13 protein-coding genes are annotated in these 16,299 nt (G+C 32.1%); 9 read left to right on the top strand and 4 right to left on the bottom strand.

Annotation, left to right across the window (positions count from 1 at the left end; all coding sequences use genetic code 11):
• The first annotated feature begins 22 nt into the window (after nucleotides 1–22).
• The 6 genes from EI427_RS21820 (at nucleotide 23) to EI427_RS21795 (ending at nucleotide 6,017) form a co-directional block, all read left to right on the top strand.
• Nucleotides 23–1,372: a caspase family protein gene (locus tag EI427_RS21820; RefSeq protein WP_126619009.1), complete on the top strand. Its 1,350-nt coding sequence runs from the start codon at nucleotides 23–25 to the stop codon at nucleotides 1,370–1,372.
• Nucleotides 1,372–2,400 carry a macro domain-containing protein gene (locus EI427_RS21815; protein WP_126619007.1) on the top strand — a complete coding sequence of 343 codons (1,029 nt, stop codon included), beginning with the start codon at nucleotides 1,372–1,374 and terminating at the stop codon, nucleotides 2,398–2,400. Before EI427_RS21820 ends, EI427_RS21815 begins: the two co-directional genes overlap by 1 nt.
• Nucleotides 2,401–2,418: 18 nt before the next feature.
• Nucleotides 2,419–2,706 carry a hypothetical protein gene (locus EI427_RS21810; protein WP_126619005.1) on the top strand — a complete coding sequence of 96 codons (288 nt, stop codon included), beginning with the start codon at nucleotides 2,419–2,421 and terminating at the stop codon, nucleotides 2,704–2,706.
• 76 nt (nucleotides 2,707–2,782) lie between these two features.
• A complete protein-coding gene (locus EI427_RS21805; RefSeq protein ID WP_170178572.1) occupies nucleotides 2,783–4,411 on the top strand; it encodes a glycoside hydrolase family 3 protein in 1,629 nt (542 codons plus the stop codon).
• Between the two features lie 596 nt (nucleotides 4,412–5,007).
• Nucleotides 5,008–5,325, top strand: a complete 318-nt coding sequence (locus EI427_RS21800) for a hypothetical protein (RefSeq protein ID WP_126619001.1) — start codon at nucleotides 5,008–5,010, stop codon at nucleotides 5,323–5,325.
• A 221-nt stretch (nucleotides 5,326–5,546) separates the two neighbouring features.
• Complete coding sequence (locus EI427_RS21795; RefSeq protein WP_126618999.1) at nucleotides 5,547–6,017, top strand: hypothetical protein; 471 nt, start codon at nucleotides 5,547–5,549, stop codon at nucleotides 6,015–6,017.
• Nucleotides 6,018–6,236: 219 nt separating this feature from the next.
• Here the strand turns inward: EI427_RS21795 and EI427_RS21790 are convergent, their stop codons facing one another.
• On the bottom strand, nucleotides 6,237–7,643 hold the full coding sequence (locus tag EI427_RS21790) for a sulfatase (RefSeq protein WP_126618997.1): 1,407 nt from the start codon (nucleotides 7,641–7,643) through the stop codon (nucleotides 6,237–6,239).
• A 1-nt stretch (nucleotide 7,644) separates the two neighbouring features.
• Entirely contained in the window at nucleotides 7,645–9,264 is a 1,620-nt protein-coding gene (locus tag EI427_RS21785) for a sulfatase-like hydrolase/transferase (RefSeq protein ID WP_126618995.1), read from the bottom strand.
• Nucleotides 9,265–9,742: 478 nt separating this feature from the next.
• Here EI427_RS21785 and EI427_RS21780 point away from each other — a divergent pair, with 478 nt between their 5' ends.
• Complete coding sequence (locus EI427_RS21780; protein ID WP_126618993.1) at nucleotides 9,743–11,383, top strand: sulfatase family protein; 1,641 nt, start codon at nucleotides 9,743–9,745, stop codon at nucleotides 11,381–11,383.
• Between the two features lie 252 nt (nucleotides 11,384–11,635).
• On the top strand, nucleotides 11,636–12,562 hold the full coding sequence (locus EI427_RS21775; protein ID WP_126618991.1) for a T9SS type A sorting domain-containing protein: 927 nt from the start codon (nucleotides 11,636–11,638) through the stop codon (nucleotides 12,560–12,562).
• Between the two features lie 40 nt (nucleotides 12,563–12,602).
• On the opposite strand, the gene bglX is transcribed toward EI427_RS21775, so the two are convergent.
• Nucleotides 12,603–14,882, bottom strand: a complete 2,280-nt coding sequence (bglX, locus tag EI427_RS21770; RefSeq protein WP_240655391.1) for a beta-glucosidase BglX — start codon at nucleotides 14,880–14,882, stop codon at nucleotides 12,603–12,605.
• 213 nt (nucleotides 14,883–15,095) lie between these two features.
• Between bglX and EI427_RS21765 the strand changes: the two genes are divergently transcribed.
• Nucleotides 15,096–15,341 (top strand): hypothetical protein, encoded by a 246-nt coding sequence (locus EI427_RS21765; protein ID WP_126618989.1) that lies wholly within the window; start codon nucleotides 15,096–15,098, stop codon nucleotides 15,339–15,341.
• 110 nt (nucleotides 15,342–15,451) lie between these two features.
• Here the strand turns inward: EI427_RS21765 and EI427_RS21760 are convergent, their stop codons facing one another.
• Nucleotides 15,452–16,279 carry a Cof-type HAD-IIB family hydrolase gene (locus EI427_RS21760; RefSeq protein ID WP_126618987.1) on the bottom strand — a complete coding sequence of 276 codons (828 nt, stop codon included), beginning with the start codon at nucleotides 16,277–16,279 and terminating at the stop codon, nucleotides 15,452–15,454.
• Nucleotides 16,280–16,299: the final 20 nt, after the last annotated feature.

The following is a 16,299-nucleotide window of genomic DNA, read 5'->3' as shown; positions in this document are numbered from 1 at the left end:
ATAGGTATTACTAAGCTTTTGTATGAAAATTAATAACAAACTTTTACTCTTGCTTGTGACATTACTTGGTTATTTAACCGTAAATGCACAAACATATGACCAACCAGAATTATCTGAGAGCGTACAATATGCGCTAATTATTGGTACAAATAAGTACGAAGGTAAACCCATGTGGCCTAACCTAGATAATGCAGAAAATGATGCGAAAAGCATTAATAACGTATTAAAAAAAGAATATGATTTTTCTACAAAATTATTACTTTCTCCCACACTAGAAGAAGTGGAAAAAGCTATTCTTACATACCATCAGTTTTTAAAACCTAAAGATAGATTCCTAATTTATATTGCAGGACATGGCGATTACGACCAAAAGCAATTTGATGATGGATTTTTAGTATTTAAAGACAGTAAAACAACACGAAAAGACCCTACTCGGAAATCTTATTTACAATACAGAAGGTTAAATGGTTTATTAAATGCTTTAGAAGCAAACCATGTAGCTTTGGTATTAGATGTTTGTTTTGGAGGTAGTTTTAATGAGAAGTTAAGAGACGAAACGCCAAAATATAGAGGTAAAATAGAAGACGAAATGGTAACGGGTCGTTTTCTTAAAAAGAAGATGAACAAGGTGACAAGAGTTTACTTAACTTCTGGTGCCTTAGAAAGAGTTTCTGATGGTATAGATGGACATTCTCCTTTTTGTAGTGCCCTTCTCAATGTTCTTGATAACGACCGTAATACACTCTTTACTTTATCCGATATGCACCAACAAACAAAACGATCGATGTCGGAAAGTATGTACGGTTCTTTTGGTAAAAATGAGTTAGGTAGTGAATATATTTTTAGCAGATTAAATTCTTCAACATTGTCAAATGTACAGGCAGGGAACGAAGAAATTACAATGGAAAATAACTTGACAAGAGGGCAAAAAAAAGAGGATAATTTTCTACTCTATTGTATAGTGCTCGTAATAGCAATTGGAGCTACTATTAACTTTTTTGTTATTAAAAAACGAAAGGAACAATCTCAGAATTTAGACAATGAGGTAGATCAAGTGGTAGAAGAGAAAACGGAAATAACCCCTACAGAAAAAGTAGAACTTGTTGAGACAGTCGAGATATTACCTGATACGATTGAAGGCAAAATATCAACGATAACAAAAAGACCTTTTGAGGAGATAGAAATAATAAACAAGGTAGAAGTTGAGCATCAATTAAACCTTTATGCCATCAACCAAAAAAATCTACGAGCAGCTTTAGAATCAAAAGCTAAATATGGTGATATGGCTCCTCCAATTTTAATACATAGAATAAATGATGCGAAAGCAGAATTGGAGAAAATAAAAACGGAACTACTGAAATACATCCAATAATGGAACATAACAAAGCAACATACTATATAGGTGGATCAAAATTTAATTTGATCTATGACGATATCACTCAGGTACCATCGGATGCTATTGTGAGTTCTGACGATGAAATGATTACAATGGGTGGTGGAGTTTCTGCCACTATCCGTAGAAATGGAGGTCCATATATTCAAGAAGATGCCCAAAAACATACCGATCTTTCTTTAGGTGATGTAGTGGTTTCTTCGGCAGGTACATTACAGATGAAATATGTTTTCCATGCCATAACAATAAACTATCAGAAAGAAGAATTTCTTGATGAGGAGGCACTAAAATCTATTATGGATAATGTACTCTCTTTAAGTAAAGCACTTAAAATAAAAAGGATTTCATTGCCTGCAATTGGAACAGGTGCTGCGCGTTTTAGTTTTACAGAAGCAGTTAAGATTATTACACAATCTATCGCATCATTTTTACAACAAAACGAGTGTATAGAAGCCTTTAATTTATGCCTTCTAAAAGATGATGACGTAACCAAGGAAAAGGTGAATGAGTTATTTGAAGAATCTGTAAGTTACTTTTCTATCTCTCAGCAGAATAATACAATTAAAAACTTATTGGTAGAAGCCAATGAATCGTTAAAAGTACAAGAGAAAGTAGATGTTGCTTTAGTGAAAAAGCTTGAGGATGGCTTTGCAAGAATTGATGAAATTGAGCAAGCAAAGGGTAACGTGATTCTGCCTAATTCTATTCCTAATCTATTAGAAGATTTAGGTTTTCTACACGAACTATTGCATTCTGTAAATACAAATAAACACAGAATAGAGCAGTTGAAAGAAGATAAAAACGTGTTAGAACAGAAAATGAACTACCAAAGAACTGCGTTAAGACATTATGAATTAGAAAAAGCAAAGTATGGTGGTGAGATGGTTCCTTTTAGATTATTGATGCAAATTGAAGATGTTGAAAAGGAAATTGACATGACTGAAAAAAGCATAAATGAGAATAATGAAGAATTAAAATCTTATATTGAAGTAGCACGTTTGAAATAAGAATCAAATAATAGAATAATGAAAAAAAGACCGACAGGTAAAACTATTGGGGGACGTGCTTTCGGGACAAAAAAAATATCGAAAGCAGAAGAATTAAGAGGCGTTCAAGATGTTATTGTTGATAAGTTTGACCGTTTAGCTAGATCTAGAAAAGACCTAGAATTAGATAAGCGTTTAGGTAAAGAAATACGTGCTTATTTATCAAAAAGAAGAGAACGAAAAATGCCTGTAGATCAGAAAATGTTAAAGCAATACATTGTTCAGCTTAAAAGAAAAATGCTTCAAGAAATCACTTTCAAAAAATAAGTGATTGAATCTTAAACCTATCCATACCCCAAAGAATATGTACCCTCCATTTCATCAAAAAATAAACGATTCATGGGTGAAAAAAACACTCAAAAATATGTCTTTAGAACAGAAAATTGGCCAACTTTTTCAAGTAGCTGCTTTTTCTAATAGAGATAAAAAACATGAAGAAGAAATTCTTACTTTAATAGAGAAATATCATTTAGGAGGACTAACATTTTTTCAGGGTGAACCATTAAAACAGGTAGAATTAACCAATAAATATCAGTCTAAAAGTAGTGTGCCTCTGTTTATAAATATAGATGCAGAATGGGGGTTAGCCATGCGATTACAAGGTACAACACAGTTCCCGTATCAGATGGCTTTAGGAGCAATTAAAGACGATACCTTAATTTTAAAAATGGCGCATAAAATAGGTGAGCATTGTAAAAGAATAGGTGTTTGTTCTCCTTTGGCACCTGTTGTAGATGTAAATAACAATCCTAAAAATCCTGTAATTAATTATCGTTCTTTTGGTGAAGATAAAATAAAAGTAGCAAATAAAGGAATCGCTTACATGAAGGGTTTACAGTCGGCACATGTGCTAGATAATGCCAAACACTTTCCGGGACATGGTGATACCGCTACAGATTCACATTTAGATTTGCCACGTTTAACACATTCTTCTGAGCGTTTGAATGCTATTGAATTATACCCTTTTAAGGAACTCATAAAGAACGGTTTAAGTAGTATAATGACGGCACATCTAGAAATTCCGGTATGGGATAATAGAGAAAATATGCCTACAACATTGTCCAATAAAATTCTTTCTTCTATCCTTTTTGATCAATTAAATTTTAAAGGATTGGCAATTACTGATGCCATGGATATGCAAGGAATTACGAAATATTATGCGGACGGTGATGCAGATGTAATGGCAATTTTGGCTGGAAATCATATAATAACAAATAGTAGAAGTGTTCCAAAAGGAGTTGAAAAGATAAAGCAAGCACTCCTTAATGGTGAGCTATCTGAAAAGCAATTAGATGTGATTGTAACTAATTTATTGGCCATGAAAAAGTGGGTAGGATTGGATCAAGCTAAAAGAATAAGCACAGAAAACTTATCTACTGATTTAAATGATGAAGAAAGTAAACAACTCAATAAAGTATTGGCAGAGGCATCCATCACTTATTTAGGAAAAGCACCTTTGCAACCTCTAAATAAAGATAAAACAATCTACTTGAAGTTAGTAGGTGAACAACAAACAAAAAGTACGAGAGAACAAGTAGCTCATCATCTAAAAGAAATAAAAAAAGAAGAGACGAATACATTATTATCAGGTTTAAATGCGTTAGAAGTAACTACTTTAACTTGGAATGAAAGCGAGGGGGAAGCATCATTAAAGAAAATATTAGAAAAAGCACAAGGTTATGAGAGGGTAATTCTGAGTATTCATGGAATTAATATTAAGCCTTTTAACCATTTTGATCTCCCTGAGATAATAAGGAAACAAGTGTTAGACATTCTATCTAAGAATCAGACAACAGTACTCTTTTTTGGTAATGCGTATGGACTAGATGAAATTGAAAATATTGAAAATGCGAAAGAAGTAATAGTTACTTATCAAGATTCTGAGTTTATGCAAGAAGCCGTTCTTCGTGTTTTAAAAGGAGAATTAAATTGTATTGGAGAGTTGCCTGTGAGCCTTAAAAAATTGTCATAAAAAAAGGAGCACTCCAATGGAAAGCTCCTTTTCAATATTACTACATTTTACTACTTAACTACATTCTTTTAATCAAAGCCATATTTCAGACCCGATTATCTTCTATCACTTTTATCTTTAATAGACATGCTTTAAATGCTTACATAATGTAGACAGCTATACCATTTTATATGACAGTACGATTGAATTTTATTAACATTAAAGAAGTGCATTTTTTTTAAAAACAGTCTCTTGTTTAACTTTAAAATACTGATTTTTAGTAAGTTGTGTTTTGTAAAAATAATGTCCATAAAAAACTTTAATGTGTATTTATTTATTAGTAGGGCTTAAAGATCTAGTTTTAGGTATTTATTGAGATAGTAATTTTACTGAAAATACAAATTTGATATCCATCCCACCACTAACCCACCCCTCATCTCTTTACCATCTCCAAAAAACAAAATGTTTAAAAAATTAGAATTTTTAATGTTTAAATTTTGAACATTAAAATAAAATTGATTAAATTTGAAACATCAAGAAAATAAAGAAAGTACGTTTTTATTCTCTTGACTTAAAATTACTATAATATGTATTACATAAATATAAAAGCTACAAAAATGAAAAATTTATTTGTTATCATCTTTACTGTTTTAGGTGTTTGTTTTACTACAAATGCAATGTCTGACACAACAGATCCAAAAAATGAAAATGATAAATATAATTACCATGTACCAGCACAGTATAAAACAGTACAGAAATATCAGATTAGTGTGGGGAGAGGTGCTACTTTTTTTGGAATTTCTAAAGAACTATCAAAAGTTTCTGGAAAGGAGTGGTCTTGGGAAATAGTAGATACAGTGATAGAAAGTCATCATTATAAATATGGAAAAAATGAAATTTTAAAGCCAGAACAAATATTCCTAGTGTCAATTTAAATTTTGTAAAAGTATTGCCTAAAACTATTTCTTACAAATGCTTTTTAAGTCCTATATAATTATAGGACTTATTTGTTGCATATTAAAATGTTTCTACCTGTAGTGAGGTTACTTTTATTGGTGTATTTAAACAAAAAGGAACTATAATTGTATTACTATCAGTTATATATAGTTTGTGTAATTAATTTCATGGCAATCCCTTATCAATTAACCTTTTAAAAATGAAAACGCTATTCACTATCTTATTCCTAATTTCTGTACAATTTTCTTCTTTTTCTCAACATGTAATAGTAGATAATAAAGGAGGAGAAAATACAGACTATTTGAACTTACAAACTGCTATAAATAATGCAAACCATGGCGACAGTATTATTGTAAGACCTTCTGATGTTAGTTATGGTGAAGTTGCCATTTCTAAACATATTGTACTTCTCTCCGAAGATATTGTATTGAAGAATGAAAAATTGAATACGACTAGAATTGAGAAGCTTATTTTAGAAAATATTAGCTACGATAAATCGGATGCCTCAAACAGTACAATTTGTGGTTTCGAAATTCATAAACTAGAAGCAATATCAGATCCTGATAACGCTGTAAGGAATATCACTTTTGCTAAAAATAAATTAAAAAGAAAACCACAAATAAAAGACATTAAAACCTGGATTATCACTCAGAATACTAGAATTCATTAGTACCTAACTAATAAAATGTTTAAAATATACCCATTTAACCTATTTAGTGGTGTCTATACGTAGGCATCACTTTTTTACATAAAAATAGTTCGTCCTTATTAAAGACGAACTATCCAAATATTAAACCTAAATATTGTTTTCAGGCATTCTTCAATCAATTTTATTACTCTCATTATTAGAAGTGTTTTTGGTTATCAAAAACCCTATTGAAAAAATAATTTAATGGATAGGAGTGAGGTAAGCAGGGTTAACTCTTGGTATTTCTGCATTTGTATCCTTTTTCCATTTTTGAAGAAGTGCACTTAATTCTTTTATTTTTTTGGGCGAAATACTACTTATTTCATGTTGTTCATAAGGGTCTGTGGTTAAATCAAATAATGTATAGGTATTGCTTTCCACATATTCTGTCATTTTATATCCTTTATATTGAATTACATTCACCCATTCAGTTTTAAACGTATTATTTTTTGCGTTGTAACGCGCGTAATTTGTGTACTGCCAAATAAGTTTTCTATCCGCAAGAAATTCTTTTTTACCTGTTATAATAGGCAATAAGCTAACGCCATCTAACTCATGATTCTTTGGTAGATTTGTGTTTGTAAACGATAAGATAGTAGGGTAAATATCTACATGGATTATTGGAGAAGTAGAAACCTGATTTTCCTTAATTTTCTTAGCAAATTTCATGATGTAAGGTACTCGAATACCACCTTCTAATGTATTGCCTTTATAACCTCGGTAAGGTTGTGTAAACATTTCATGATTTGTTTTATAATGTCCATTATCTGAAGCGAAAATTATTAAAGTATTGTCTTCAATACCTAACTCTTTAATAGACGAAAGCACCTTAGCAACACTTTCATCTAGGTTTTTTATCATTGCCAAAACTTTAGTTGTTTCTTCATCAAAGTTGTATTTTTCTTTAAAATGGGCATAAGTTTCTGGCTTTGGTTCTAAGGGTTTGTGCACTAAATAATAAGGTAAAAACAAGAAAAATGGAGTGTTGTTATTAACTTGTTTCTCCATAAAGGCAATACCTTTTTTTGTAGTATAATCGGCATTATATTCATTTTCTAATACATCGGTTTGGGTAGGGAATTGCGTAAAGTTATAATGCTTTTTTGTTTCAATGGCTTCATTAAAACCTTGGTTTTGCATACTTAATTCTTTGGTACCGAGGTGCCACTTTCCAAAGCCAGCAGTTGCGTAACCATTTTCTTTTAATGCTTCTGGAATTAATACTTTATCTAAACTTAAACCAACCCCTTTCCCATTCGGTTTATTGTTTTCTGGAGGTAGAAACTGCATGTGTTGGAGTGTTTTCTGCTCTTTTTTATGTCGGTCAGAAACTCTATATATTTTATGACGAGGAACATACTGACCTGTCATAATAGAAGCTCTAGATGGGGCACAAGTAGGATCGTTGGAGTAGGCATTTGTAAATCGGACACCTTCTTTAGCCAATTGATCTATTGCTGGAGCCTCTACAAATTGATTGCCATAACACCCTAATGCATTTATACCTAAATCATCTGCTAAAATAAAGACAACATTTGGACGTTCTTTTTGACCAAAACAATGTAAGGATACGAAAAGAAATAGAACAATATTAAAAACTGATTTCATTTTAATTTACGAGATTAACCGTTGAAACTATAGCTTCTTTAAAGCCAATACGAATAGCTTTTACTTCAATTTTTGATGCCTTATTTATAGCAATAGATGTGGTGTAAAGTTTCCATTTACCACCATCTATTTGATACCCAATTGATGCCCCTTGAGTAGCACAGTTTAAGGTGAGAAGATTAGCTTTAATGCTCGCTTCTACTTTAGCAGTAGTAGGTTGTTGATTATTTGGCCACATTGCTGAGATCATTTCAGCTTCTGGTTGAATACATATATCGGGAGTTTGTTTTTGCCATTTTGCTAGTTGTTTTCTAAAACGCTTAACTTCTGCTTTAGCTTTAGGATGATGAATTAAGTTATGCGTTTCGTATGGATCATTTTCTAAATCGAAGAGCTGTTCTTCCTCTTGTAAAGGACTAAACCATGCTGCTTGTATTTGATTTAATTCTCCATTTAAGTACGCATTTTTAAGGTTTTCCATAATCGGTACTTGCATTCTGTATTGAATATCTTGATAGTTTGAAGGAATAGGGAAGAGGTATTTTACATACAAATATTTTCCATCGGTAACGCTTCTTCTTGCAGAAGTAAATTCGTCCATTCTATCTCTAGCAGCAAAAGAATATTTTCTTGTCGTACTTAAAATACTTTGCCCTTGAATATGTTTTGGAACTTCAATTCCAGTCATCTCTAAAACGGTAGGAGCAAGGTCTATAAAATTAATCAGTTGATCTGTTTTACCACTATTTGCTCCTTTAGGATATTTAATAAAGAACGGGACATGTAAACCAGAAGCAATAACTTCTCTTTTCTGTCGAGGTAGTGGTCCACCATGATCAGAGAAGAAGAATATAATTGTATTATCATATAATCCATCCTCTTTTAATTGATGAATAATTTGACCAACACGTTTATCTAAAAGTTCTAAATTACTATACATTCTTGCTAAATCTGTACGAGTAGTATCGTTATCAATATAATAAGGAGGAACAGGTACATCTTCTTTTGCTACAGTTAGTGGCAGGTGCTTATTTTTCCAAATCTTAGATTCGTGTGTTTCATTAAAATTAAAAACGGCAAAGAACGGCTGCCCATCGGCTCTATTTCTCCAATGTGCCTTACCATCGTTTTCGTCCCAAGCAGTAAATGGAGCTGCAAATTGATAATCTGTTTTTGCATTATTTGTAGTATAATAGCCGTTAGCTCTTAAATATTCTGGAAAACATTTCACCATCCAAGGAACTACTGCACTGTACTCTCTAACATTATTATTTTCTCTATCTACAACATTTTTATTCTTTCTATATTTTCTACTTCCAATGCCCGTAATATCTCTACCTGTTCGCATATGACTAGTCCCAATTGTACTTGGATACATTCCTGTAATAATTGCACTTCTACTAGGTGCACATACACCAGCAGTAGAAAATGCATTCCTATAAATGGCACTCTCTTTAGCCAACTGATTTATTATGGGTAGTTGCGCGGTACTATCTCCATAAGAAGGTAAATAGATACCTGTATCTTCAAAAGAAATCCATACAATATTTGGTTGCTTTTCTTGAGCAAACGAAAGGGAAACTACTTGTAAGAAGAAGAAGTAAAATAAAAATGTTCTCATGCTATTATGTTGTTTTTAAAATAAAAAAAGGTGAGAAAAATTATACATTAGTCTCACCTGTTTTGTAATTATAAGTAGTCACACAAAATTTTAATGTATTCTAAATGAATAGGCTATTAGGATGATTTGTTAAACAAATGTAGAACGAAAATGCCTAAATGTGGACGAATAAACGTTCCGAATACACCACGAATGATTCTTAAACTATACAAAATCATTAATATGCTTATAAATAGATGTTTATGATTTTTAATGATAAATATTTTGAACCATAATTAAACCTAGTAGAATAATTATTTAACGTGATAATAAAAGGAAAGCCGTAAAATTGTAACATCAAAACAAAATAGTATTGTTTGTATTCATAAAATGGGTACTGATTTTATAGATCAAGATTTAACTTCCCTAATTTATCAGGTAAACATCTTGTTGCTTGTTTGATAGGTTAGAATATTACAACTTTTTAATTTAAGTAGAAATGAATAGAATTCTTATCAACTTAACCGTATTATCTGCATTTATCACATTATTTGGTTGTGCTAAAAATACGCATGAAACAACTAAGGCTAAACAGCCAAACATAATTTTTATAATGAGTGATGACCATGCTACGAATGCAATTTCTGCATATGGAGGAAGGTTAGCAGAGCAGTTTCCAGACCTTACTCCAAACATAGATCGTTTGGCAAATGAGGGTATGATAATGCAAAATACTTTTTGTACTAATGCAATATGTGGTCCATCGAGAGCAGCAATATTAACAGGTAAATTTAGCCACGTAAATGGTTTCTTTAAAAACGAAAGTGGAGGAGATTTTGATGGTACTCAACAAACATTTCCAAAGCTATTACAAACAGCGGGTTACCAAACAGCGGTTATAGGTAAATGGCATTTAGGTACAGCACCCACTGGATTTGATTATTCTAAGGTAATGATTAACCATGGTGGACAAGGAACTTACCACAATACAGTATTTTTAGAAAATGGTAAAGATACTGTTCAAGAAAATTCGTTCCACTCATCAAGACAAGTTTGGGAAGATGCGAAGAAGTGGTTAACCGGTGGTAGAGATCAAGAGAAACCATTTATGTTGATGTATCAGTTTAAGGCACCTCATAGACCTTGGACACCAGATGAGCAATTTCAACATGTATTTGATGATGTAGAGATTGTAGAGCCAGAGACATTTAATGATACTTACGAAGGTAAAGTAGCGGCAGGTAATACGTGGCAAACTATAGAAAGAAATTTAAATAGAAAAGATTTAAAAGTTGCTCCTCCTCATCCTGAAAAAATGACGAAAAAGGAGATTGCAGCATGGTACAAATACGGTAATAACAACGAAGAACCTTGGTCGCCAAGTGATGAACTTAAAGGGCAAGCACTTAAAAAATGGAAGTACCAAAAGTACATGAAAGAATACTTAGGGTGTGTGAAAGGTGTTGACCATTATATTGGTGAAATGTTAAACTATTTAGATGAAAATGGATTAGCGGAAAACACAATTGTAATTTATACTTCTGACCAAGGTTTCTATTTAGGAGAGCACGGTTGGTTTGATAAACGAATGATGTATGAGGAGTCTTTTAAGATGCCTTTCTTAATTCGTTACCCAAATCATATTGCACCAAAAACGGTTTCAAAAAAGTTAGCAATGAACGTAGATTTTGCACCAACACTTTTAGATTTCGCAGGTGTAGATATTCCTTCAGATATTCAGGGTAGAAGTATTAAATCAATAGTTGAGGGTACAGAACCAGAGAACGATTGGAGAGATGCTGTATACTACCATTATTATGAGTTCCCTTGGTGGCACCATGTTTTACCTCATTATGGGGTAAGAACAGAAAGATATAAACTGATTCATTTCTACTATAATCCTGAAATTGCAAAAGAGCAATGGAGAGAAAAAGATTGGGAGTTATTTGATCTAGAGAAAGATCCAAATGAGTTATATAACCTATATGAAAAAGCAGGTTATGAAGAGATAACACAACAATTAAAAACCAAATTGCAAGCAATGCAAAAGGAGTACAAGGAGGATTCTCAAGAAGATATGATGAAGAAAACAGACATCCGTATTGGTAGAGTGTACGAACACGCAAAATATGGAAAATAAAAAATATTTATAGTAGCTTAGTTAGAGTAATAATAGTTAAAAATAGAAAGTCACCAATAGTTTATTGGTGACTTTTTTATGTGATTGCAATTCTTCTCGAACCAAATAAAGTATATGATTATTAGTGATTTATGTAGTATTTTCTGTTTGATTTGAAAACTACTTGACGCTAACTTTTAGAATGAAATCGCTATTTATTATTTTAAATAGACAAAATATTTAAAGAGTACTAATAATTTTATAATCATAGAAATGAGTAAAATTTTACTTTATCTTCTCATTGGAATTAGTTTAAATGGATTTGCTCAGCAAAAGAAAATTACTAAAAATGGTTCTTTTGTTTGGTTAAATAAGAAGATTAAAATTCCTGAAAATACTAGATATATTGTTACTGGGTCAATACATGCAAATGGTAGAACAAGAATAATTCTGGGTAAAAATTCTACATTTTATATAAAAGGTAGTCATACATTAAAAGCATCAAATTTTAAAGGTAATGTTTGCAATGCGAAGACAGGTAAACCTAATGTCAAAATTAATAATAAACATCCTAAATTTTTACTAAAACACTGTTCTGGAAAAAACCTTCCTGTAGAATTATCAGACTTTGAGATCCAATTGCATAACGAGAATAAAATTGGATTGAATTGGGTAACTCAAATGGAATTAAATAACAGTCATTTCATAATTGAACGATCTAAAGATGGTAAACATTATGAATTGGTACAAGATTCCATTATTGGAGCGGGAAATTCAAATACAGCGATAGAATATACCTTCCATGATGAAAACCCATTAAAAGGAAAATCATTTTACAGATTAACACAAGTTGATTTCGATAATACAAAAGAGATTTGGGTACAAAGTGTATATAATGGAGAAGAAGTAATTGAAGAAAGTGTTAATATATATCCGAATCCAGCTCAATATGAAATGAATGTGTTACTGAATACTCATGAAAATGAAACACCTACTTTTCAATTAATAAGTACATCAACCGGACAGACTGTTCAGTCAATACCTTACAAAAATGATAACCCAAAATATACGTTCAATATTTCTACTATAAAAGCAGGGAATTATGTATTGGTCATCTCAGTTAATGGAGTAGTAAAGCACAAAGAAAAAGTAATTATTATAGGAAATAAAAGTAGAGGAAATAAGAAAGAAAAGGATTAGATAATTAAACCTAATCCTTTCCGTTTTAAATAGTTTCTAACTATTTCTCCATTAATTCAAAGTGCTTGTATGGATTACTTTCCCCAGAGTTAGGTGCTAACCAAAGTTTAAATCTCCCTGCATCAACTCTTGGTTTCATGTTAGGGCCAATGTATGATAGATCTGACATTGGAAGTTTAAATTGGATTGTTTTTTCTTCACCAACACCTAGCTGAATTTGCTGAAACCCTTTTAAAACTTTTACAGGTTGAACTAGCTCTGCCACTTCATCTTGAATATAAAGTTGAACAGTTTCTGTAGTTGGATATTTTCCTAAGTTTCTGATTTTTACTGAGGCATTAACAGTCTCACCCCATTGTATTTTGCTTTTTACAGTTAATGCTGAATAACTAACATCACTATAGCTTAACCCAAAACCAAAAGGCCATTGTGGTAGCCTTCCAATTTCTAGATAATGTGAAGTATTCCCTAAAGAAGATTGCCATGCCTCAACAGGAATGTCGTCTATTAAAACTACACTTTCACTTGTTGCTGGTCTTCCTGTGTTGGTGTTATTGTAATACATTGGTACTTGCCCAGTTGCTTTTGGCCATGTAATAGGTAACCTTCCAGAAGGGTTTGTACTACCCGTTAACACATCCCAAATTGCAGGTCCAGCCATTGTTCCTGCATGCCATCCCATTACAACTGCATCCACCTTATCTAGTAGATGATTCACAATGATGGGACGCCCAGCCATAAGTACAAGCACAATTGGTTTATTTAATTCTGACAGTTCTTGCAGTAATTCTTCTTGAACACCAGGTAATTTGAGGGTAGACCTTGAATGAGCTTCTCCAGATAAAATGGCTTCTTCTCCTACTGCTAACACAATAATATCAGCTTTCTTAGCCTTTCTTATTGCTTTTTTAAAGTTGATTTTTTTCTTATCACGACTATAATCTAGAGTTTTCTCAAAATAGATAGTATTTGATTTAGAAGTAGTTGCAGCATTTAAAAGTGTGATCGATTCTTCTTTTTTACCATCAAATATCCAAGTGCCTAATTGGTCTAAAGGAGCATCGGCCAAAGGACCAATTAACGCTATTTTTTGATTTTTTTGTAGTGGTAAAATTTCCTTTTCATTTTTTAGTAGAACAATACTTTTAGTAGCAACGGCTTTAGCAATAGCAAGGTGCTCTTTTGATAACGAACTGATTTCTTTAAGATCTGCATAAGGATTATCAAACAGCCCTAGTCTATATTTTACTCTAAGAATACGACGGACAGCTTCATCAATTTTGTCCATTGCAATTGTTTTCTCTTTTAAAAGATCTTCTAAGTTTTCGGCATACGCATCAGAAGTCATTTCCATATCAACCCCAGCTTCTATTGCTCTAACGGCAGCTTGTTTTTTATCGCGAGCATACCCGTGAGGAATCATTTCTGTTACAGAATTCCAATCACTAACAACAGTTCCATCAAAATTCCATTCCTCTCTAAGCACATCATTTAATAACCATTTATTTCCAGAAACGGGTACTCCATTTAATTCATTAAAGCCAGCCATAAAAGTTAAAGCACCTGCCTCTACGGCATTTTTAAAAGGATCTAAATACACTTGTCTTAACAGGGCTTCAGGAATGTAAGTAGCATTATAATCTCTACCTCCTTCGGCTGCTCCGTAACCAGCAAAGTGTTTTGCACAGGCGGCAATATTGTACTCTTTTGTAAGATCACCCTGAAAACCATCAACACTTGCTTTTCCAAGAACAGAAGTAAGATAAGGGTCTTCACCAAAAGATTCTGCAATTCGTCCCCATCTAGGGTCTCTAGAAATATCAATCATCGGTGCAAAAGTCCAACGTATTCCTTGGCTACTGGCTTCTTTTGCGGCAACTTCTGCAGCTTTTTTGACACCGTTAGCATCCCAACTTGCCGCCTGACCCAACGGGATTGGAAAAATAGTACGAAAACCATGAATTACATCTCTGGCAAATAACAAAGGAATGCCATTAGGACTTTCTTCAACTGCAATTTTTTGTAACTCTTTTAAATTACCATGGTTCATAACATTAAGCATGGAACCGATGTTTCCATTTCTTACAGATTGTTTTAATTCTTCGGATAATTTACCTTTTTCTCTACTAGATGTACCTCTTTGGTTTAGTTGTCCGAGTTTCTCATTTAAAGACATTTTTTTGAGTAAGTTTTCAATAAACTCCTCTTCATTATTATCCGTTAATTGATGCGATTCTGTACCTCGATTTGTACATGCTCCTAAGCTCCAAAGTATAGTTAATATAACATACATTGATGCAGTTTTAATTCTATAATTCATTCTATTTATTTAAAAAAGTATTTAGTTGGTTTCGTTTATGAACGACAATTTACAAAACTATTTTAACTAATTGATAAGGTTGAAATAAAATCAAAAATTGAATAATACTTATTTTTTGTATGGTTTAGCACTTCATATTCGAGTGATTTTTAGAGAATAAATAAGATTTTTATAGTATACACAAAATATCAAATTTTAAACTTAAATTTTAGTATGGAAGTAACACATGAACAAGCAGAAAGTGCTATCAAAGATATTATTGGGATGGTAAATAAAAGAGGTGAATCTATTGGAGAATATATAGAACATCTTGATACTCATCTTAGGTACGATTTTAAAACATCGTTAGGACAAGGGCATATTTCTATGGTAACTGTAAAAGAGAAAGCAATAGATGGCCTATCACCTAATGCAGAAACGTTGACTTTAATAAGACAAAATTTTAATCTAGATGAGTAAGTTTTTATTAAATGAAATACATATTTTATATATGTAGTTACAAGTAATAAAAAAAGGCTAAAGAAATAGTAATCACCGTTTCTTTAGCCTTCTTTGAAAATGGTTTTTTACTAATTAAAAACCATTTGTTCTTGTAGTAAATATCGTTCTACTACTTCAGCTACTCCATCATCGTTATTAGATGATACAATAACATCTGCTTTATCTCTTAATTCTGGTGTAACGTTATCTACCCAAACACCCAATCCTGCAAATTCTACCATAGAAAGATCGTTTCCTGCATTACCAACAGCAATAACTTCTTCTTGCTTAATACCTGTAAATTCGCAAAGTCTTTGGATAGTAGCTGCTTTATCTATTCCATTTTGAGTAACTTCTAAGAAGAATGGTTTAGAAAAAGAGCAATTTAAATTTGGAAATTCTTTTACCAATAATGGTTTCACCGTTTTTAAATAAGCGGGATCTTCTAACATGATACATTTAACGGCATCAAAATCAGTTGCTTTTTTAAAGTCTCCTACCTGATCAAAATGCATTTTAGTAATATCAATTTCAACCTGAATAAATTCAGAATGAGATTCACTTATAATACTATCATTTGTATATGTGATGATATCTACATTATTTTTCTTTGCAAAGTCTGAAAGTGCATGGATATCATTTTTTGATAAACTTTGAGAGAACATTATACTCTCGTCTACCATATCAATTAAAGTACCACCGTTATAAGAAATGATATAAGAACCGAATGTATCTAACTCTAAATCTCTTGCAAATTCTATCATTGCAGGTGTTGGTCTGCCAGAAGCTAAGACTACTTTGATTCCATTTTCTTGTGCTTTTCTTAGCACAGTTTTATTTTTATCCGAGATGGTGTGATCGTCTCTTAATAAGGTATCATCCATATCAAGGACTAGCATTTTATATCCTAAGTTCATTTTTTTGTCATAGTTCGTTC

This window comes from Flammeovirga pectinis, from assembly GCF_003970675.1.
Classification (GTDB): domain Bacteria; phylum Bacteroidota; class Bacteroidia; order Cytophagales; family Flammeovirgaceae; genus Flammeovirga; species Flammeovirga pectinis.
Note: the sequence above shows the minus strand (reverse complement) of the source record. Positions and strands in the feature narration are given on the sequence as shown.

Bases quoted from the DNA above. Each gene is read 5' to 3' on its own strand.
- EI427_RS21790 (WP_126618997.1), bottom strand. From the start codon at position 7,643: ATGAAATCAGTTTTTAATATTGTTCTATTTCTTTTCGTATCCTTACAT.
- bglX (WP_240655391.1), bottom strand. From the start codon at position 14,882: ATGAATTATAGAATTAAAACTGCATCAATGTATGTTATATTAACTATA.
- EI427_RS21810 (WP_126619005.1), top strand. From the start codon at position 2,419: ATGAAAAAAAGACCGACAGGTAAAACTATTGGGGGACGTGCTTTCGGG.
- EI427_RS21785 (WP_126618995.1), bottom strand. From the start codon at position 9,264: ATGAGAACATTTTTATTTTACTTCTTCTTCTTACAAGTAGTTTCCCTT.
- EI427_RS21820 (WP_126619009.1), top strand. From the start codon at position 23: ATGAAAATTAATAACAAACTTTTACTCTTGCTTGTGACATTACTTGGT.
- EI427_RS21795 (WP_126618999.1), top strand. From the start codon at position 5,547: ATGAAAACGCTATTCACTATCTTATTCCTAATTTCTGTACAATTTTCT.
- EI427_RS21775 (WP_126618991.1), top strand. From the start codon at position 11,636: ATGAGTAAAATTTTACTTTATCTTCTCATTGGAATTAGTTTAAATGGA.
- EI427_RS21815 (WP_126619007.1), top strand. From the start codon at position 1,372: ATGGAACATAACAAAGCAACATACTATATAGGTGGATCAAAATTTAAT.
- EI427_RS21760 (WP_126618987.1), bottom strand. From the start codon at position 16,279: ATGAACTTAGGATATAAAATGCTAGTCCTTGATATGGATGATACCTTA.
- EI427_RS21800 (WP_126619001.1), top strand. From the start codon at position 5,008: ATGAAAAATTTATTTGTTATCATCTTTACTGTTTTAGGTGTTTGTTTT.
- EI427_RS21765 (WP_126618989.1), top strand. From the start codon at position 15,096: ATGGAAGTAACACATGAACAAGCAGAAAGTGCTATCAAAGATATTATT.
- EI427_RS21780 (WP_126618993.1), top strand. From the start codon at position 9,743: ATGAATAGAATTCTTATCAACTTAACCGTATTATCTGCATTTATCACA.